Origin of the sequence: Pseudomonas sp. S10E 269, assembly GCF_002798465.1 — a bacterium.
GTDB lineage: Bacteria > Pseudomonadota > Gammaproteobacteria > Pseudomonadales > Pseudomonadaceae > Aquipseudomonas > Aquipseudomonas pergaminensis.
The window spans coordinates 1374908-1392796 of the sequence record NZ_PHIJ01000001.1 but is presented as its reverse complement, the minus strand read 5'-3'; the positions used below and the strand labels follow the sequence as shown (position 1 = coordinate 1392796).

Genomic DNA, 17889 nt, shown 5'->3' with positions numbered 1-17889 from the left:
TCATGACACAAGCCTTCGGCCAAACATAACCGAGACTCAATGGGTGCCTTTATAGACACAAGGCATTAGGACAATAGACGACGGTGGTTGTTCTGAATCTTTCGAAGTAGGACAATTGTCGGCTTCCCGACATCATCAGCGATATTGAATGGCCTTCCTCGCACTCGGTATTAACCACAAGACTGCCTCCGTAGACGTGCGCGAGCGCGTGGCGTTTACGCCAGAGCAGTTGGTTGAGGCCTTGCAGCAGCTCTGCCGGCTCACCGACAGTCGCGAAGCTGCGATCCTTTCGACCTGCAATCGCAGCGAGCTTTATATAGAGCAGGAACATCTTTCAGCGGATGTCGTGCTGCGCTGGCTGGCTGATTACCACCATTTGGACCTCGACGACCTGCGCGCGAGCGCTTATGTGCATGAAGAGGATGCGGCAGTTCGTCACATGATGCGTGTGGCCGCCGGGCTCGATTCGCTGGTGTTGGGCGAGCCGCAGATCCTCGGCCAGATGAAGTCCGCCTACGCCGTAGCGCGCGAGGCAGGCACCGTTGGCCCGCTGCTGGGCCGGCTGTTCCAGGCCACGTTCAATTCCGCCAAGCAAGTGCGCACCGACACCGCCATTGGCGAAAACCCGGTGTCCGTGGCATTTGCCGCGGTCAGCCTGGCCAAGCAGATTTTCAGTGACTTGCAGCGCAGCCAGGCCCTGCTGATCGGCGCCGGCGAGACCATTACCCTGGTCGCCCGCCACCTGCATGACCTGGGGGTGAAGCGTATCGTCGTTGCCAACCGCACCCTGGAACGTGCCAGCATCCTCGCTGAGCAGTTCGGTGCGCATGCCGTGTTGTTGTCGGATATCCCGGCCGAGCTGGTGCGCAGCGATATCGTCATCAGCTCAACCGCCAGCCAGTTGCCGATCTTGGGCAAGGGCGCGGTCGAGAGTGCATTGAAACTGCGCAAGCACAAACCTATCTTCATGGTAGACATCGCTGTTCCCCGGGATATCGAGCCAGAAGTCGGCGAGTTGGACGACGTTTACCTCTATAGCGTCGACGATTTGCACGAAGTGGTCGCCGAAAACCTCAAGAGCCGCCAGGGTGCCGCCCAGGCCGCCGAGGAAATGGTCAGCACCGGCGCCGAAGATTTTATGGTGCGCCTGCGTGAGTTGGCGGCGGTGGACGTGCTCAAGGCGTATCGTCAGCAAGGCGAGCGCCTGCGCGACGAGGAGCTGATCAAGGCCCAGCGCTTGCTGGCCAACGGTAGCAGCGCCGAGGAAGTGTTGATGCAACTGGCGCGTGGCCTCACCAACAAATTGCTCCACGCACCCAGCGTACAGTTGAAAAAGCTTACCGCCGAAGGCCGCCTCGATGCGCTGGCCATGGCCCAGGAACTCTTTGCCCTCGGTGAGGGCGCGTCAGAAAGCTCTTCGGATAAAAAACCGCAATGAAAGCGTCACTGCTCAATAAACTGGACGTGCTCCAGGACCGTTTCGAAGAACTGACCGCCTTGCTTGGCGACGGCGAGGTCATCTCCGATCAAGCCAAATTCCGCGCCTATTCCAAGGAATACGCCGAAGTTGAGCCGATTGTGGCCACCTACAAGCACCTGACCAAGGTACAGGCCGACCTCGAAGGCGCCCAGGCGCTGCTCAAGGACAGCGACCCGGACATGCGCGAAATGGCGGTGGAAGAAGTCCGCGGAGCCAAGGAAAAACTGGCCGAGCTGGAAGGCGACCTGCAGCGCATGTTGCTGCCCAAGGACCCGAATGACGGGCGCAACGTGTTCCTCGAAATCCGTGCCGGCACCGGCGGTGACGAGGCGGCGATCTTCTCCGGCGACCTGTTCCGCATGTATTCGCGCTATGCCGAACGTCGCGGCTGGCGTGTGGAGATCCTGTCCGAGAACGAAGGCGAGCACGGCGGCTATAAAGAAGTCATCGCGCGGGTCGAAGGCGATAACGTCTACGGCAAGCTCAAGTTCGAATCCGGCGCGCACCGCGTACAACGCGTCCCGGCCACGGAATCCCAAGGCCGTATCCACACCTCGGCGTGTACTGTCGCGGTGTTGCCTGAGCCGGACGAACAGGAAGCCATCGAGATCAACCCGGCCGACTTGCGTGTCGACACTTACCGCTCGTCGGGCGCGGGTGGTCAGCACGTCAACAAGACCGACTCGGCGATCCGCATCACTCACTTGCCCTCGGGCATCGTGGTGGAGTGCCAGGAAGAACGCTCCCAGCACAAGAACCGTGCACGGGCCATGTCCTGGCTGTCGGCCAAGCTCAACGACCAGCAGACCAGCGCCGCCGCCAACGCGATTGCCAGCGAGCGCAAGTTACTGGTGGGCTCGGGCGACCGCTCCGAGCGCATCCGCACCTATAACTTTGCCCAGGGCCGGGTCACCGACCACCGGGTCAATCTCACGCTTTACTCCCTGGACGAGATTCTTGCCGGTGGCGTGGAAGCGGTGATCGAGCCGTTACTCGCTGAGTACCAGGCCGATCAATTGGCGGCGATAGGTGAATAAATGACCATCATCGCCAGCCTGCTGCGCGCCGCCGACCTTCCGGATTCGCCCACCGCGCGCCTGGATGCTGAATTACTGCTGGCCGCTGCCCTGGGTAAATCCCGCAGCTACCTGCACACCTGGCCCGAGAAAATCGTCAGCAGCGAAGATGCGCTGACCTTTGGCGGCTACCTGCAGCGCCGTCGCGGCGGTGAGCCGGTGGCCTACATCCTCGGCCAGCAAGGCTTCTGGAAGCTGGACCTGGAAGTCGCGCCCCATACGCTGATCCCGCGCCCGGACACCGAGCTGCTGGTAGAGGCTGCCCTGGAATTGTTGCCCGCCACGCCCGCCAAGGTCCTCGACCTGGGCACCGGCAGCGGTGCCATCGCCTTGGCCCTGGCCAGCGAACGTCCGGCCTGGCAGGTCACCGCCGTCGACCGCGTGCTGGAAGCCGTGGCCCTGGCCGAGCGCAACCGCCAGCGCCTGCACCTCAAGAACGTCACTGTGCTGAACAGCCACTGGTTCAGCGCGCTGCAAGGTCACACCTATGACCTGATCATCAGCAACCCGCCGTACATCGCCGACAACGACCCGCACCTGGCGGCGGGCGATGTGCGCTTTGAGCCGGCCAGCGCGCTGGTGGCCGGCCACGATGGCTTGGACGACCTGCGGTTGATCATCAGAGAAGCCCCCGCCCACCTGAATGCCGGTGGGCGACTGCTGCTGGAGCACGGTTACGACCAGGCCCCGGCCGTGCGTGACCTGCTGTTGAGCGAAGGGTTTGAGGACGTGCACAGTCGTATCGACCTCGGCGGCCACGAGCGCATCACCCTGGGGCGTCGGCCGTGCTGACCGATCAGGAGCTGTTGCGCTATAGCCGACAGATTCTGTTGCAGCATATCGACATCGACGGCCAATTGCGCCTCAAAAACGCGCGTGCATTGATCGTCGGCCTCGGTGGCCTGGGCGCGCCCGTGGCGTTGTACTTGGCAGCGGCCGGTGTGGGCACGCTGCATCTGGCGGATTTCGACACCGTCGACCTGACCAACCTGCAACGCCAGATCATCCATGACACCGACAGTGTCGGGCAGACCAAGGTCGACTCGGCCCTGCGCCGCCTGACCGCGATCAACCCCGATGTCACGCTGATTGCCCACCGTACCGCGCTGGATGTCGATTCCCTGGCCGCCGCGGTAGACGCTGTGGATGTAGTGCTCGATTGCAGCGACAACTTCTCCACCCGTGAAGCGGTGAATGCCGCCTGCGTCGCCGCCGGCAAGCCATTGATCAGCGGCGCGGCGATTCGCCTTGAAGGGCAGTTGTCGGTATTCGACCCACGTCGCGCCGACAGCCCGTGCTACCACTGTTTATATGGGCACGGCAGCGACACCGAACTCACCTGCAGCGAAGCTGGCGTAATCGGCCCGTTGGTGGGGCTGGTCGGTAGCCTGCAAGCTTTGGAAGCCTTGAAACTGCTGGCCGGTTTCGGCGAGCCGCTGGTGGGTCGCCTGTTGCTTATCGATGCCTTGACCACGCGTTTTCGCGAATTGCGCGTCAAGCGTGACCCCGGCTGCAGCGTGTGCGGGACGCACCATGGTTAAGGGCGCGCCGATCGGTGTGTTCGATTCCGGTATCGGCGGGTTGACCGTGCTGGACGAAATCCAACAACTGTTGCCCCACGAATCACTGCTGTATGTGGCCGATTGCGGGCACATCCCCTACGGCGAGAAAAGCCCGGCATTTATCCTTGAGCGTTCGCGGCGGGTGGCGGCGTTTTTCCGGGAGCAGGGCGCCAAGGCGTTCGTGATTGCCTGTAATACCGCGACCGTCGCCGCTGTCGCCGACCTGCGGCTGGATTTTCCTGACTGGCCACTGGTAGGCATGGAGCCGGCCGTAAAACCCGCAGCCGCGGCCACTCGCAGTGGCGTCGTCGGGGTGCTTGCCACCACCGGCACGTTGCAAAGCGCCAAGTTCGCCGCGTTGCTCGACCGATTCGCTACCGATGTGAAGGTCATCACCCAGCCGTGCCCGGGCCTGGTCGAACTGATTGAAAGCGGTGACCTGACCAGCCCAGCCCTGCGCCAGATGTTGCAGGGTTACGTCGAACCACTGCTCAGCGCCGGCTGCGACACCATCATCCTCGGTTGCACCCACTATCCCTTCCTCAAGCCACTCCTGGCGCAGATGCTGCCCCCCAGCATCATTCTCATCGACACCGGTGCCGCCGTGGCCCGCCAGCTCAAGCGTTTGCTGGGCGAGCGCGAGTTGCTGGCCGACGGCAATCCAGAACCTGCGCAGTTCTGGACCAGCGGCGATGTGTATCACTTAAGAAATATCCTACCGACACTATGGAAATATCCGGGCGATGTGCGAAGCTTCGCTTCGTGAAAAATTCGTGAAATACCGGCGTTATAAGCTGGAACTTCTGACTACACGCCAGCTTCTATAGCCAGATTGCCTGTAAAAAATTCTATAACTTCGTTTGGAAAGGATGTTTCTTATGAAGCGCTTGTTCTGTTTGGCCGCGATTGCGGCCGCTGTAGTGGGGCACTCTGTTTCGGCACAGGCCGCCGGCCTGGAGTTCGGTGTGGGGAGCACGAGCGATTCGACCATGACCTATCGGCTGGGGCTGACATCGGACTGGGACAAAAGCTGGTGGCAAAGCGATACCGGTCGACTGACCGGTTACTGGAGCGGTGCCTACACCTATTGGGATGGCGACAAGCGCGCCAGCGCCAGCAGCCTGTCGTTCTCGCCAGTTTTTGTGTATGAGTTTGCCGGCGAATCGGTGAAGCCTTACATCGAGGCTGGGATCGGGGTGGCGGTGTTCTCGCGCACCAAGCTGGAAGACAACAACATCGGCCAGGCCTTCCAGTTCGAAGACCGCCTGGGCTTTGGCCTGCGCTTCGCGGGTGGGCATGAGGTGGGCATTCGTGCCACGCATTATTCCAATGCGGGCATCAGCAGTAATAACGATGGGGTAGAGAGTTACTCGTTGCACTACACCTTGCCGCTGTAACACGGGAGAACCCTTGTGGGAGCGGGCTTGCTCGCGAAAGCGGTGTAACAGTCGCTACATGTTTGACTGACACACCGCTTTCGCGAGCAAGCCCGCTCCCACATTTAGAGCTCCACTCACCAAACGATCAGCGGTAGGCCGTCGCAATCCCTTCGCGCTCGGTCAGGCACTCCGGTGCTCCCATCTCGAACTCCCGGCAAATCAGCGGGCGTCGCTCGTAGATCGTGCACATCATCGTGTCCCGATCCAGCGCCGCGCACCAGCCGTCGTCCAGGCGCAGCATCACTTCGCCGCCCCAGTCATCGGTGTCGATATAACGCTCTGGCACGCCCGTGTCGGTGATCAGCATCACTTCCAGCTGGCAGCAGCAGGCCGCGCACGTCGAGCAGGTGACGGTGGGTTCGGCGATTTGAGTGTGGGGGATGTTGGTCATAGACGCGCAGTGTAAGGCAAGCGGGTGACGCAGGTGTGAAACGACTGACAGACGTCAACGCGCCAACCGATGCAACCCCACAAATACCAAGGCCCACAGCAGCGCCAGCGCCGCCATCGTGGGGGCGAGGCCATAACCAAACTGCACCCCCGCCAATTGGCTGCCGGCGTAGTAGGAAAGCGGGCCGCCGAATGCGCCCAGTACCGCCGCACGCCACCAGGGGCGGGCGCTCCAGGCCAGGCAATGGCGCAACGTCGTCGCCAGCAACGCCCACAACAGGATCAACCAGAAGGGAATCAGCGGGCCCGGCTCGGTGAACTGAAACACGCCCAGCGTGCGCAACGCAGTGTCCAATAGCGTACCCACGACGGTGACACTGAGGATCAGCCTGGCGTCTGCGGCCCACGAACTTATCCACAACAGATGAACGGCCAGCACCGCCAGCCCCACGAATAACCATGCACTGTCACCGCCGAGCACGCAGGCAAACCAGCCGCACTGAAAGAGCGCGGCGTTGGCCAGGGTCTTAAGCACTGAAGCGACCGAGCAGCGGCGGGTTGATCGCCGAAGGTTTGGCCAGCAGCAATTGCGCCGTGCCGATGGTGCGCTCCATGAAGCCACCCTCGCAGTAACACAGGTAAAACTCCCACAGGCGCAGGAAATACTCGTCGTAGCCCAGTTCGGCGAGGCGACCGTGGGCGCGGCGAAAATTCTCATGCCACAGGCGCAGGGTTCGCGCGTAATGCAGGCCAAAATCCTCCATGTGCAGCAGGTTCATATCGGTATCGCGGCTGACGATGTGCAGCATGTTCTGCACGCAGGGCAGGGCGCCGCCGGGGAAGATGTAGCGCTGGATAAAGTCCACGCTGCGCTTGGCCTGTTCAAAGCGTTGCTCACGAATGGTGATGGCTTGCAGCAACATCAGGCCGTCGCTCTTGAGCAAGCGCGCGCACTGTTTGAAGTAGGTCGGCAGGAAGCGATGGCCCACCGCCTCGATCATCTCAATGGACACCAGCTTGTCATATTGGCCGGTAAGGTCGCGATAATCCTGCAGCAACAGCGTGACCTGGTCTTGCAGCCCCAAGGCCGCGATGCGTTGTGCGGTGTAGGCGAACTGTTCCTTGGACAAGGTCGTGGTGGTGACCTTGCAACCGTAATGCTGCGCGGCATAGAGCGCCATGCTGCCCCAGCCGGTACCGATCTCCAGCAGGTGGTCGGTGGGCTTGAGGGCGAGCTTTTGGCAGATGCGTTCCAGTTTGTTCAGCTGCGCTTGCTCCAGGGTGTCGTCCGGGGTCAGGAATTGCGCCGCCGAATACATCATGGTCGGGTCGAGGAATTCCTCGAACAAGTCATTGCCGAGGTCATAGTGGGCGGCGATGTTTTTCTGCGAGCCCTTGCGCGTATTGCGGTTGAGCCAATGCAGCCCCTGGGTGAACGGCCGCGCCAGGCGCGCCAGGCCACCTTCCATTGCGTCGAGTACGTCCAGGTTGCTGACCATTACGCGCACAACGGCGGTCAGGTCCGGGCTGGTCCAGTAGCCGTGGATAAACGCCTCGCCGGCGCCGATGGAACCGTTGGCCGCCACCAGGCCCCACACGGCTGAATCGACGATCTGGATTTCCCCCAGCAAGTGCGCTTCCCGTGCGCCGAATACCTGTCGCTCGCCCTCCTCGATCACCACCAGCTGGCCATGGCGCAGCTGGCTGAGTTGACGCAGTACCGCCTTGCGCAACAGCGCGGCGGTCATGCCATTGACGTTCAGGCGGTTGCCCTTGACCGATAAGCTAGGGGATTTCATGGCGGCGATCCTTGGTATACCCGACTGCGGTGCGAGAGGCGCCATCGGCGGCCTGGTGGGAAAAAATCGGTGTGCGTTTGAGCAAGAGGCGCATGGCCTGCCAGTAGATCGCGAGGCAGGTCTTGGCGGTCATCCAGGGGAAGCGCCACAGGTAGCGATGCAGGCTGGCGCGGTTGAGCGGTTCTTTTTGCAGGCTCAAGGTGGCGTCGAAGACTTTTTGCGTGCCCTGCCAGTCGGCCATGTGCACGCCGAGCCGGGCAGCGGGCGGGCTGAAGCTCATGCGGTATTCCAGGTCGCGTGGCAAGAACGGCGACACATGGAAGGCCTTGGCCACGGCAAAATGCTGATGCTCATCCGCACTCAAGGCCTGGGCTGGCAGCACATAGTGGTAGCGCTCGCGCCATGGGGTGTTGGTCACTTCACACAGGATCGCGGCCAGACGTCCGTCGGCCTCGAAGCAGTAGAAGAAACTCACGGGGTTAAAAGCCAGGCCCCAACTGCGGGCCTGGGTCAGTAGGCAGATTACGCCCAGGGGTGTATGCCCCAGTGCCTTGCCGACTTCCTGGCGCACGGCATCGCTCAAGCTCATGCCGGTGCGCGTCAATTCACGCAGGTAGTCCTGCTGACGAAAACCAAAGGGGGCCAGGCGGCTGCGCCCGGCCAGGGGCGACAACCCCATTACTTCGTGTTCTTCGCTCAGGTCCAGGTACAGCAAGCCGATGCGGTAGCGAAAGGCGTGGGCCTTGGGCGCAAACCGGCGGTGGGCAATCCAGCCGCTGTACAGGGCGCTGTTCACAGGGTTTCTCCAAACGCCTGGGCCACGTGCAGGGCGCTGACCACGCCGTCTTCGTGAAAACCATTGGCCCAGTAGGCGCCGCAGTAATAGGTATGGAGCACGCCGGATATTTCGTCGCGACGCGCCTGCGCCGCTACCGCCGCCAGGCTGTATTGCGGATGGGCATAGGTGTAGCGGGCAAGAATCTTCAGCGGGTTGATCATTTGCGTCTGGTTGAGGCTGACGCAGAACGTGGTGTCACTGTCGATGCCTTGCAGGATGTTCATGTCGTAGGTGACCGCCGCCTGCGTCTGCCGGTTGGCGTTGAGCCGGTAGTTCCAGCTGGCCCAGGCCAGTTTGCGCTCGGGTAACAGGCGCGTGTCGGTGTGCAACACCACATCATTGTCGGCGTAGGGCAGTGCGCCCAATATATGCTGCTCGGCCTGGCTGGGGTCACCGAGCAACGCCAGCGCCTGGTCGCTGTGGCAGGCAAACACCACCTTGTCGAAGGCCTCGGTGCCGGCGGCACTGTGCACTACCACGCCCTCTGCATCGCGCTCCACCAGATGCACCGGGCAGTCGAGTCGGATCTGTTCGCGAAAGCTGTGGGTCAGGGGTTCGATATAGCTGCTTGAGCCGCCCTCGATCACACACCACTGTGGCCGGTTATTCACCGAGAGCAGCCCGTGGTTCTTGAAAAACCGCACGAAGAACTGCAAGGGAAACTTGAGCATGTCCACCAAGGACATCGACCAGATCGCGGCACCCATCGGCACGATGTAATGCAGGATAAACCGCGGGCCATATCCTTTCGCTTCGAGGTAATCCCCCAAGGTCATGTCGGCGCTGATGCGTTGCTCTTGCAGGTCCAGCGGTGCCTCGCGATTGAAGCGCAGGATGTCACGCAACATGCCCCAGAACCCCGGCGACAGGATGTTGCGCCGCTGGGCAAACAGGCTGTTGAGGTTGTTGCCGTTGTACTCGAACCGAGTGTTTTCGTCGCACACCGAAAAGCTCATTTCAGTGGGTTTGAACGTCACGCCGATCTGCCCCAACAGGCGGATGAAATTGGGGTAGGTCCAGTCGTTGAACACGATAAAACCGGTGTCTACCGCGTAGCGCTTACCCTCGACCGTCACGTTGACGGTATGGGTGTGCCCGCCGATGCGGTCACCCGCTTCGAACAGGGTGATGTCATGACGGCGGCTGAGCAGGTAGGCGCTGGTCAGCCCCGCAATGCCGCTGCCGATGATGGCGATCTTCACAGGTCGTCCTTTTTCGGCGGCGGGCTGCGCAGCATGCGCTTGCCGATGATCAGTTGTGCGCGGTTCGGCAGTTTCGACAGCGGCCAGAGGGCGGCGATAAACAGGGCGGGAAAGGCGATCTCCAGCGGACGTTCTTCCAGCTTGGCGAAGATGTGCCGTGCGGCTTTGTCTGCCGACCAACTGAGCGGCATGGGGAAGTCATTGCGTTCGGTCAGTGGCGTATCGACGAAGCCCGGACTGATCACGGTCACGTCGATATTTTCCGGCGACAGGCTGATGCGCAGGGATTCGAACAGGTAGCGTAGGCCCGCCTTGGAGGCGCCATAAGCTTCGGCGCGCGGCATGGGCAGGTAGGTGACGGCGCTGGCGACACCCACCAGGTGCGGCGTTTTTCCGGCGCGCAACAGTGGCAGGGCGGCTTCGATGCAATAACTGCTGGCCAACAGGTTGGTGCGCACCACGTGCTCGATGATCGATGAATCAAACTGCCGCGCGTCCACATACTCACAGGTACCGGCATTGAGGATCACCGTGTCCAGTGACCCCCAGACCACGCCGATATGCTCGCCGATCTCACGCACGGTCTGGCTGTTGGTCAGGTCGCCGGCCACCACTAATACCTGGCCGGGGAAACGCTGAGCGAGTGCCTCCAGCGGTCCTTTGGTGCGCGAGCTGAGCGCCACATGGGCGCCGCTGTTGAGCAGTTCCACGGCCAACGCGGCACCGATGCCACTGCTGGCGCCAGTCAGCCAATAACGGCGGGGCGGTGTCAGGCTCATCCCATTCTCCTTTTCAGCCAACTGATAACGTTGCCCAGCACAGGCAAGTGTTCATATAGCATGGCGCCGGCATCGAAATAATCGCGGTGGCGGTACACCTTGTCACGCCACATCAAGTGCGAGCAGCCTTCCACCCGGATCACCTTACCGTTGGCCAGGCGCGGGTGGCAAAAACTCATCTTCCAGCGCAGGTAACCCTCGCCTTCGGCGACCTGGTCGAAACTGTGGAAGTCAAAGCGCAACTGGCTGACGTTGCTATACAGGTCGGCGAAGTAACGGTGCATGGCAGGCAAGCCGTGGACTTCGTGCAACGGGTCGGCAAAGGCGATGTCTTGGCTGTACAGACTGTCGAGCAGGTGCAGGTTGTGCTTGTCCAGCGTGGCAAAGGCCTGGGCGAAGCGGCGCAGGAAGTCACTCATACTCACCCCCTGCGGCCTGGCGCGAGGGCAGGCTGCGGAAGGCGGCCAGCGCACGTTCACGGGATTTTTTCAGGTCGACGATCGAGCGCGGGTAGTCAGTCACGCCGAACAAGCCGCCGGCGGCTTCGGGGTTGTGTACATCCTTTTTATTCAGCGCGGCCAGTTCCGGCAGCCAGTGCTTGATAAACACGCCTTCAGCGTCAAATTTCTCCGACTGACTCAACGGGCTGAAAATCCGGAAGTACGGCGCCGAGTCGGTGCCGGTGGATGAGCTCCACTGCCAGCCGCCATTGTTCGCCGCCAGGTCGCCGTCGATCAGGTGACGCATAAAGAAGCGCTCGCCTTCGCGCCAGTCGATCAGCAGGTTCTTGGTCAGAAACATCGCCACCACCATACGCAGGCGGTTATGCATCCAGCCGGTTTCCAGCAGTTGGCGCATGGCGGCATCGATAATCGGCAGGCCGGTGCGGGCTTCCTGCCAGGCAGCGAGGTCCTTCGGTGCGTTGCGCCAGGCCACGGCTTCGGTCTCGGGGCGGAACGCGCGGTGGCGCGATACCCTGGGGTAGCCCACCAGAATGTGCTTGTAGAACTCGCGCCACAGCAACTCGTTGATCCAGGTGATGGCGCCCATGTCGCCGCTTTCGAATTCGCCGCCATTGGTTTGCAGTGCGGCATGCAGGCACTGGCGCGGCGAAACCACGCCCGCCGCAAGGTAGGCGGAGAGCTGGCTAGTGCCGGGTTTGGCGGGGAAGTCGCGCTCGTCCTTGTAGTAACTGATTTGCTGATCGGCAAAGGCATCGAGACGGCGACGGGCCTCGTCCTCACCCGCCGGCCACAGCGCCCGCAGGGCCTCGCTGGGCGGCTCGAAACCGTCGACTGCCGTGGGCACCGGATCGCTTTTGAGCGTGAGCGCAGCCTGCGCTTTTGGCGCCGCGACCCTGCGGGGCAGGGCGCTGTGCAGGCGGGTGTAGCAGACCTTGCGAAACTGGCTGAACACCTGGAAATACGTACCGGTTTTGGTCAGAACGCTGCCGGGCTGGAAGAACAGTTGGTCCAGGTAGCTGTGAAAGCTCACGCCTTGTGCTTCCAAGGCCTTGGCGACGGCCGCATCGCGACGGCTTTCGTGGATGCCGTATTCCTCGTTGACGTGCACCGACGCCACCGACAGCTCGTGGCACAGCTGGCTCAGCACGTCGGGCGCCTGATCCCAGGTGGCTGCGGTGCGGATCAGCAGGGGAATGTTCAGCTCGCCGAGCGTTTTGCTCAGCACCTGCAGGTTGCGCAGCCAGAAATCCACTTTGCACGGCGCATCGTCGTGGGCCAGCCATTGTTCGGGCGTGATCAGGTACACCGCCGCAATCGGGCCTCGCTGGCTTGCGGCGGCCAGGGCGGTGTTGTCGTGTAGGCGCAGGTCGGTGCGCAGCCAGATCAGATGCATTTAAACGAGTCCACGCTGGATCAGTAGCTGGTGGGCCGACAACGGCTCTTCGGCGCTGAACAATTGAGGGATGTCACGGCTTAATACAGTCAACTCGGCCTGGTGGATGCATACCGTTGGTCCGACTATTAACGTAGGGCATTGGATACCGCTGAGAAGTTTGGCGAAAGCTGACAAGTGGAGGGCCTTGCTCGAATACAGCAGCACGGCGCGCGGTTGCAGGTGTTCCACCGCCAGGGCCAGTTCAGCGGCGGGCAGCGGCCAGTCGAAGACTTCTACCGGGCAGTCGGCACTGCTGGCCAGCCAGGCGCTGAGCCACAGGTGCGGCTCCAGCGGCAGGTCTGATTGATTCACCAGCAACAAGGGCGCGCCGTGTAACTGGCGGTTGTTGTGGTAGATGCGTGCACCGAATTTGCTGCGCAGCCAGGACATGAAAAACACCCGCTCCATCTGTGCGCCGAATTGGCCCTGCCAACGCTGTTCCAGCTCCTGGAGCAACGGCAGCAACAATTGCTCGCACAAGGTGCGCGGCGGGTACAGCGCCATGGCCTGGTTGAAGGCATCGTCGACCCGGCGCTCGGTCAATTCGCTGATGGCTTGCACCAGGTTCTGGCGCAGGGTGTGCCATTCATTTTCGCCGCCATCGGGAAGGGCTTGGGCGGAGTCGATCAGGCCCTTGACCTGGCTGACCGGCACGCCGCGATTGAGCCAAGTGAGAATGGTGTGGATACGTTGGACATGTTCGGCGCTGAACAGTCGATGACCCTTGGGCGTGCGCTGGGGCACGATCAGGCCGTAACGGCGTTCCCAGGCGCGCAGGGTCACGGCGTTGACGCCGGTCTGGCGCGCCACTTCGCGGATCGGCAGCCAACCGTCCTCGAGGGCTTGGGCGATGTCTTCGCCGGGTTCGTCTAGCAGGGCAGCTTTCATGGTCTAGATCGCATTTCGCAGGCTGAGGTTTTCCGGGTGCGGTTGCAGGTAGGCCTGCTGCGCGATATAGCGGTCCGGGTGTTGGCGAAAGTGGTGCTTGAGCAGGGTCATCGGCACCACCAATGGCACGATGCCGTGGCGGTACTGGCCGATGACGGTTTGCATTTCCTGTTTGTCGTCGGCGCTTATGGCTTGCTTGAGGTAGCCACTGATGTGTTGCAGCACATTGGTGTGGGTGCCTCGGGTAGCGCATTTGGTCAGGCCGGTCATCAACTCACTGAAATAGCCATTGGCCAACTCATCCAGGTTGGCGCCCTTGGTCATGCTGCCCAGCAGGTGACCGAGGCTTTTGTAGTGCGCCGGGCTGTGGGCCATCAACAAGTATTTGTAGCGCGAATGAAAGGCCAGCAGGCGATGACGGGTCAGGCCTTCGGCCAGCAGTTTTTGCCAGCTGGCGTACACGAATACGCGGGTCAGGAAGTTTTCACGCAGCACGGGGTCGTTCAGCCGACCGTCCTCTTCCACCGGCAGGTTGGGGTGGCGGGCACAAAAGGCCTGGGCGTAGATACCACGCCCGCCGCCGTCCACCGGGGTGCCGTTGTCGCGGTACACCTTGACCCGCTCCAGGCCGCAGGACGGTGACTTCTGCATGAAGATGTACCCGCACAGGTCAGTGTGCTCTGCCGCCATCTGTTGGCCGTAATCGTCCAGAGGCTGGGTGACGTTCAACTCGCGGTGCACAGTGCCGACCGCTTGCGGGTTGGCAGGGTCGCCCACCAGGCGGATGGGTTCGCGCGGAATACCCAGGCCAATGGCGACTTCGGGGCACAGTGGCACAAAGTCGAAATAGTCGGCGAGGGTCTGGCTGCACAGCAGGGATTGTTTATGGCCGCCGTTGAAGCGCACGTTCTCGCCCAACAGGCAGGCGCTGATGGCGATCTTCGGTTTGGTGGTGCTGGACATACGCGAACCCTCTGCAAGATTCCTGTACAAGACTAGAATCTTGTACAACTAAATCTCATCATAGGTTCGATGCTGTACAAGTCAAATTATTTGTACAAGTTTTGCGCGCAGGCTATTTCCAGCCGATTTTCCAGGTGTCGATGTCCTGCAGGGTTTGCCAGGGCAGGCGTTCGCTGCGGTGGGTCATGACAGCCTGCAGTTCGATTTCCAGCACGGTGCCTTCTTCGTCACGAAACAGCTCGGTGACCAGGAAGTGTTTTTCTTTGTTCACTGGACGCGCTGCTGTCCATTTCGACAGCAGCAACTTGGCGGGATTGATGCGGTTCATTGCAGGTGTTCGATCAAGCGTCGCGCGGCTTCCTGGCCGCTGAGCCAAGCGCCTTCCACGCGTCCCGACAGGCACCAGTCGCCACACACGTACAGGCCCAGGTCGGCATCGGCCAGTACGCCGAATTCGTGGCTGCTGGACGGGCGCGCGTAGAGCCAGCGGTGTGCAAGGCTGAACGATGGTGCGGGCATGGCGCTGTGCAGCAGCTCGGCGAAGGCGCCGTGCAGGTGCTCGATCACCGCCTCTTTGGACAGGTCCAGGTGCGCCTTGCTCCACGCGCTGGTGGCATGCAGCACCCAGGTGTCGAGGGTGGTGTCGCGCCCCGGTTTGCTGCGGTTGCGTGCCAGCCAGTCGAGAGGGCTGTCCTGTACGAAGCAGCCTTCCATGGGCGTATCCAGCGGTTTATCGAACGCCAGGGCGATGGCCCAGGTCGGGTCCATTTTCACTCCGGCGGCGGCACTTGCCAGCTTGGGGGCGGCAGCCAGCAGGGCAGTGGCCTGGGGCGCCGGAGTGGCGATGATCACGTGGCTGAAGGGGCCGTGGTTTTCGCCGTCGGCATCCAGCAGGTTCCAGTGCTGTTTACCTTGGAATACCTCGGTGATACGGCAACCGAACTCCACCGGCAGGTCATCGAGCAGGGCGCGGGTGATTGCGCTCATGCGCGGCGTGCCGACCCAGCGGATCTGTTCATCGGGGGAGGGAGTGAGCTGGCCAGACTTGAAGTTGTACAGCTGGGGCTTCCATTGCTCGGCCCAACCGTTGCTTTGCCAGCGCTGCACTTCGTTGACGAAGCGCCGGTCGCGGGCAGTGAAGTATTGCGCGCCCATGTCCAGGGAGCCGGCATCACTGCGCTTGCTGGACATGCGGCCACCACTGCCGCGGCTTTTATCGAAAAGTTGTACAACGTGCCCCGCGTCTCGTAACGCTCGGGCGGCGGAGAGACCGGCGATGCCGGTGCCGATGATCGCGATGGGAACAGTCATGGGAGGCCTCGTTTTACCGTTGGGTACAGACTACGCCGACACCAATAGCTGTACAATATTGTTTTTTGGTATAAGTTTTGGCTTACCTGTTCTTAGGGCGTGGCCTATGGTTAAAGCAGAGGCTTAATCCAACGTTACGCCCGTTCAAATCGGTCCCTGCTTATAAAATAGACCAGTGATGGGCGGCGAACGTTACATGAGGAAGATCCCATGCACATTTTGCTGACCGGCGGTACAGGCCTGATCGGCCGTCAACTCTGCCAGCACTGGCTTGCCCAGGGCCATCGCTTGACGGTGTGGAGCCGTCATCCGGACCAGGTCGCCAAGCTGTGCGGCGAGCAGGTAGCGGGTGTTGCCAGCCTGCAAGAGGTTATCGGCCCGGTCGACGCGGTCATTAACCTTGCTGGCGCGCCCATCGCTGATCGCCCTTGGACCCACAAGCGCAAGGCGCTGTTGTGGAGCAGCCGCATCAGCCTGACTGAAACCCTGCTGGCATGGCTGGAAACCCTGGCGCAAAAACCAGCGGTGTTGGTTTCGGGCTCGGCGGTGGGCTGGTACGGCGACGGCGGCGAGCGCGAGTTGACTGAAGCCAGCGGCCCGGTGCAGGACGATTTCCCCAGCCAGTTGTGCATCGCCTGGGAAGAAACCGCCCAGCGCGCCGAAGCCCTGGGCATACGCGTGGTGCTGGTGCGTACCGGCCTGGTGCTGGCGGCGCAGGGCGGCTTTTTGTCGCGGCTGTTGTTGCCGTTCAAACTGGCGCTGGGCGGGCCTATCGGCAATGGTCGGCAGTGGATGCCGTGGGTGCATATCAAGGATCAAATCGCCCTGATTGATTTTCTTCTGCACAAGCCTGACGCCAGCGGTCCTTATAATGCCTGCGCGCCACACCCGGTGCGCAATCGCGAGTTTGCGAAAACCCTGGGCCAGGTGTTGCATCGCCCGGCGTTCATGCCGATGCCGGCCTTCGCGTTGAAGGTGGGCCTGGGCGAGTTGTCCGGCCTGTTGCTGGGTGGGCAGAAGGCGGTGCCCGAACGCTTGCTGGCCGCCGGTTTCACTTTCCAGTTCACTGAGTTGCGCGCGGCTCTGGACGACTTGTCCAGCCGCCTCTAGAGATAGGATGTTGCATGACGGATCACGCGTTGTTACTGGTCAACCTCGGCTCGCCAAAGTCCACGTCGGTGGCCGATGTGCGCAGCTACCTTAATCAGTTCCTGATGGACCCTTATGTGATCGACCTGCCGTGGCCGGTGCGGCGTCTGCTGGTGTCGTTGATCCTGATCAAGCGTCCCGAGCAGTCGGCCCACGCCTACGCCTCGATCTGGTGGGACGAAGGCTCGCCGCTGGTGGTGCTCAGTCGCCGCCTGCAACAGCAGATGACTGCGCAGTGGACCCAAGGCCCGGTGGAATTGGCGATGCGCTACGGCGAGCCGTCGATTGAAAGCGTGCTGACCCGCCTCGCCACCCAGGGCATCCGTAAAGTCACACTGGCGCCGCTGTACCCGCAGTTCGCCGACAGCACTGTGACCACGGTGATTGAAGAGGCCAAGCGGGTTGTACGTGATAAGAAGCTGAGCGTGCAGTTCTCGATCTTGCCGCCGTTCTACGACCAGCCGGAATACCTCGATGCGCTCGCGGCGAGTGTCCGCTCCTATGTGGAGCAGGATTACGATCACCTGCTGCTGAGTTTCCACGGCCTGCCAGAGCGTCATCTGACCAAGCTCGACCCGACAGGCCAGCATTGCTTCAAGGATGCCGACTGCTGCAAGAACGCCTCGCCTGAGGTTTTGAAAACCTGCTATCGCGCGCAATGTTTCAGCGTCGCCCGCGATTTTGCTGAACGACTGGGCTTGCCGGAAGATAAATGGTCGGTGGCGTTCCAGTCACGCCTGGGCCGCGCCAAATGGATCGAACCCTACACCGAGGCGCGCCTGGAAGCCCTGGCTAAGCAAGGCGTGAAGAAGCTGCTGGTGATGTGCCCGGCGTTTGTCGCCGACTGCATCGAGACGCTGGAGGAAATCGGCGATCGTGGGCTCGAGCAGTTCCGCGAGGCTGGGGGGGAAGAGTTGGTATTGGTGCCGTGCCTGAATGATGACCCGCAGTGGGCGAAGGCGTTGAATACCTTGTGCGAGCGCGCGCCGACAGCGCTCTAACCGAACCAAGTGAAAATCAACCTGTGGGAGCGGGCTTGCTCGCGAATGCGGTGGATCAGTCAAGTAATCAGTGACTGAAACACCGCATTCGCGAGCAAGCCCGCTCCCACAGT

The 17889-nt window shown here is 61.7% G+C and carries 20 protein-coding genes; 8 read left to right on the top strand and 12 right to left on the bottom strand.

Going from position 1 to position 17889, the window contains the following annotated elements:
- The first annotated feature begins 148 nt into the window (after positions 1-148).
- From hemA to CWC48_RS06560, 6 genes are all read left to right on the top strand, one after another.
- Positions 149-1438: a glutamyl-tRNA reductase gene (hemA, locus tag CWC48_RS06585; RefSeq protein ID WP_078046785.1), complete on the top strand. Its 1290-nt coding sequence runs from the start codon at positions 149-151 to the stop codon at positions 1436-1438.
- The gene (gene prfA / locus CWC48_RS06580) at positions 1435-2517 is read left to right on the top strand and encodes a peptide chain release factor 1 (RefSeq protein WP_100491527.1); all 1083 of its coding nucleotides are present in this window, start codon (positions 1435-1437) and stop codon (positions 2515-2517) included. Before hemA ends, prfA begins: the two co-directional genes overlap by 4 nt.
- Entirely contained in the window at positions 2518-3348 is an 831-nt protein-coding gene (gene prmC, locus CWC48_RS06575) for a peptide chain release factor N(5)-glutamine methyltransferase (protein WP_100491526.1), read from the top strand.
- Entirely contained in the window at positions 3342-4097 is a 756-nt protein-coding gene (locus CWC48_RS06570) for a molybdopterin-synthase adenylyltransferase MoeB (protein WP_100491525.1), read from the top strand. The genes prmC and CWC48_RS06570 overlap by 7 nt, the downstream gene beginning before the upstream one ends.
- Positions 4090-4884, top strand: a complete 795-nt coding sequence (murI, locus tag CWC48_RS06565) for a glutamate racemase (protein WP_100491524.1) — start codon at positions 4090-4092, stop codon at positions 4882-4884. Before CWC48_RS06570 ends, murI begins: the two co-directional genes overlap by 8 nt.
- A gap of 112 nt (positions 4885-4996) precedes the next feature.
- Positions 4997-5515 carry an acyloxyacyl hydrolase gene (locus tag CWC48_RS06560; protein ID WP_071491044.1) on the top strand — a complete coding sequence of 173 codons (519 nt, stop codon included), beginning with the start codon at positions 4997-4999 and terminating at the stop codon, positions 5513-5515.
- Positions 5516-5642: 127 nt separating this feature from the next.
- Here CWC48_RS06560 and CWC48_RS06555 read toward each other — a convergent pair whose 3' ends face one another.
- The 12 genes from CWC48_RS06555 to CWC48_RS06500 all read right to left on the bottom strand — a co-directional run bounded on the left by CWC48_RS06555 (position 5643) and on the right by CWC48_RS06500 (position 15626).
- Positions 5643-5948 (bottom strand): YkgJ family cysteine cluster protein, encoded by a 306-nt coding sequence (locus CWC48_RS06555; RefSeq protein ID WP_034102020.1) that lies wholly within the window; start codon positions 5946-5948, stop codon positions 5643-5645.
- A gap of 54 nt (positions 5949-6002) precedes the next feature.
- Positions 6003-6482, bottom strand: a complete 480-nt coding sequence (locus CWC48_RS06550; RefSeq protein ID WP_078046790.1) for a DUF2878 domain-containing protein — start codon at positions 6480-6482, stop codon at positions 6003-6005.
- Complete coding sequence (locus tag CWC48_RS06545; RefSeq protein ID WP_078046791.1) at positions 6475-7746, bottom strand: cyclopropane-fatty-acyl-phospholipid synthase family protein; 1272 nt, start codon at positions 7744-7746, stop codon at positions 6475-6477. The genes CWC48_RS06550 and CWC48_RS06545 overlap by 8 nt, the downstream gene beginning before the upstream one ends.
- Positions 7733-8542 carry a DUF1365 domain-containing protein gene (locus tag CWC48_RS06540; protein WP_100491523.1) on the bottom strand — a complete coding sequence of 270 codons (810 nt, stop codon included), beginning with the start codon at positions 8540-8542 and terminating at the stop codon, positions 7733-7735. The genes CWC48_RS06545 and CWC48_RS06540 overlap by 14 nt, the downstream gene beginning before the upstream one ends.
- Positions 8539-9786, bottom strand: a complete 1248-nt coding sequence (locus CWC48_RS06535) for an NAD(P)/FAD-dependent oxidoreductase (RefSeq protein WP_100491522.1) — start codon at positions 9784-9786, stop codon at positions 8539-8541. Before CWC48_RS06535 ends, CWC48_RS06540 begins: the two co-directional genes overlap by 4 nt.
- Complete coding sequence (locus CWC48_RS06530; protein WP_100491521.1) at positions 9783-10565, bottom strand: SDR family oxidoreductase; 783 nt, start codon at positions 10563-10565, stop codon at positions 9783-9785. Before CWC48_RS06530 ends, CWC48_RS06535 begins: the two co-directional genes overlap by 4 nt.
- Complete coding sequence (locus CWC48_RS06525; RefSeq protein WP_078046795.1) at positions 10562-10984, bottom strand: nuclear transport factor 2 family protein; 423 nt, start codon at positions 10982-10984, stop codon at positions 10562-10564. The genes CWC48_RS06530 and CWC48_RS06525 overlap by 4 nt, the downstream gene beginning before the upstream one ends.
- On the bottom strand, positions 10977-12422 hold the full coding sequence (gene phrB / locus CWC48_RS06520) for a deoxyribodipyrimidine photo-lyase (RefSeq protein WP_078046796.1): 1446 nt from the start codon (positions 12420-12422) through the stop codon (positions 10977-10979). Before phrB ends, CWC48_RS06525 begins: the two co-directional genes overlap by 8 nt.
- Entirely contained in the window at positions 12423-13352 is a 930-nt protein-coding gene (locus CWC48_RS06515) for a MerR family transcriptional regulator (RefSeq protein WP_078046797.1), read from the bottom strand.
- A 3-nt stretch (positions 13353-13355) separates the two neighbouring features.
- Positions 13356-14315, bottom strand: a complete 960-nt coding sequence (locus CWC48_RS06510) for a DUF523 and DUF1722 domain-containing protein (protein ID WP_078046798.1) — start codon at positions 14313-14315, stop codon at positions 13356-13358.
- A 112-nt stretch (positions 14316-14427) separates the two neighbouring features.
- Positions 14428-14643: a TIGR02450 family Trp-rich protein gene (locus CWC48_RS06505; RefSeq protein WP_078046799.1), complete on the bottom strand. Its 216-nt coding sequence runs from the start codon at positions 14641-14643 to the stop codon at positions 14428-14430.
- The gene (locus CWC48_RS06500; protein ID WP_078046800.1) at positions 14640-15626 is read right to left on the bottom strand and encodes an NAD(P)/FAD-dependent oxidoreductase; all 987 of its coding nucleotides are present in this window, start codon (positions 15624-15626) and stop codon (positions 14640-14642) included. Before CWC48_RS06500 ends, CWC48_RS06505 begins: the two co-directional genes overlap by 4 nt.
- Positions 15627-15836: 210 nt before the next feature.
- Here CWC48_RS06500 and CWC48_RS06495 point away from each other — a divergent pair, with 210 nt between their 5' ends.
- Both CWC48_RS06495 and hemH read left to right on the top strand, forming a co-directional pair.
- Entirely contained in the window at positions 15837-16736 is a 900-nt protein-coding gene (locus tag CWC48_RS06495; RefSeq protein ID WP_078046801.1) for a TIGR01777 family oxidoreductase, read from the top strand.
- Between the two features lie 14 nt (positions 16737-16750).
- Positions 16751-17776 (top strand): ferrochelatase, encoded by a 1026-nt coding sequence (hemH, locus tag CWC48_RS06490; protein ID WP_078046802.1) that lies wholly within the window; start codon positions 16751-16753, stop codon positions 17774-17776.
- The last annotated feature ends 113 nt before the right edge of the window (positions 17777-17889 follow it).

Coding starts and splice junctions, on each gene's coding strand:
- CWC48_RS06515 (WP_078046797.1), bottom strand. CDS start 13,352: ATGAAAGCTGCCCTGCTAGACGAACCCGGCGAAGACATCGCCCAAGCC.
- CWC48_RS06530 (WP_100491521.1), bottom strand. CDS start 10,565: ATGAGCCTGACACCGCCCCGCCGTTATTGGCTGACTGGCGCCAGCAGT.
- CWC48_RS06555 (WP_034102020.1), bottom strand. CDS start 5,948: ATGACCAACATCCCCCACACTCAAATCGCCGAACCCACCGTCACCTGC.
- phrB (WP_078046796.1), bottom strand. CDS start 12,422: ATGCATCTGATCTGGCTGCGCACCGACCTGCGCCTACACGACAACACC.
- CWC48_RS06505 (WP_078046799.1), bottom strand. CDS start 14,643: ATGAACCGCATCAATCCCGCCAAGTTGCTGCTGTCGAAATGGACAGCA.
- CWC48_RS06495 (WP_078046801.1), top strand. CDS start 15,837: ATGCACATTTTGCTGACCGGCGGTACAGGCCTGATCGGCCGTCAACTC.
- CWC48_RS06560 (WP_071491044.1), top strand. CDS start 4,997: ATGAAGCGCTTGTTCTGTTTGGCCGCGATTGCGGCCGCTGTAGTGGGG.
- prfA (WP_100491527.1), top strand. CDS start 1,435: ATGAAAGCGTCACTGCTCAATAAACTGGACGTGCTCCAGGACCGTTTC.
- hemH (WP_078046802.1), top strand. CDS start 16,751: ATGACGGATCACGCGTTGTTACTGGTCAACCTCGGCTCGCCAAAGTCC.
- CWC48_RS06545 (WP_078046791.1), bottom strand. CDS start 7,746: ATGAAATCCCCTAGCTTATCGGTCAAGGGCAACCGCCTGAACGTCAAT.
- prmC (WP_100491526.1), top strand. CDS start 2,518: ATGACCATCATCGCCAGCCTGCTGCGCGCCGCCGACCTTCCGGATTCG.
- murI (WP_100491524.1), top strand. CDS start 4,090: ATGGTTAAGGGCGCGCCGATCGGTGTGTTCGATTCCGGTATCGGCGGG.
- CWC48_RS06525 (WP_078046795.1), bottom strand. CDS start 10,984: ATGAGTGACTTCCTGCGCCGCTTCGCCCAGGCCTTTGCCACGCTGGAC.
- hemA (WP_078046785.1), top strand. CDS start 149: ATGGCCTTCCTCGCACTCGGTATTAACCACAAGACTGCCTCCGTAGAC.
- CWC48_RS06510 (WP_078046798.1), bottom strand. CDS start 14,315: ATGTCCAGCACCACCAAACCGAAGATCGCCATCAGCGCCTGCCTGTTG.
- CWC48_RS06500 (WP_078046800.1), bottom strand. CDS start 15,626: ATGACTGTTCCCATCGCGATCATCGGCACCGGCATCGCCGGTCTCTCC.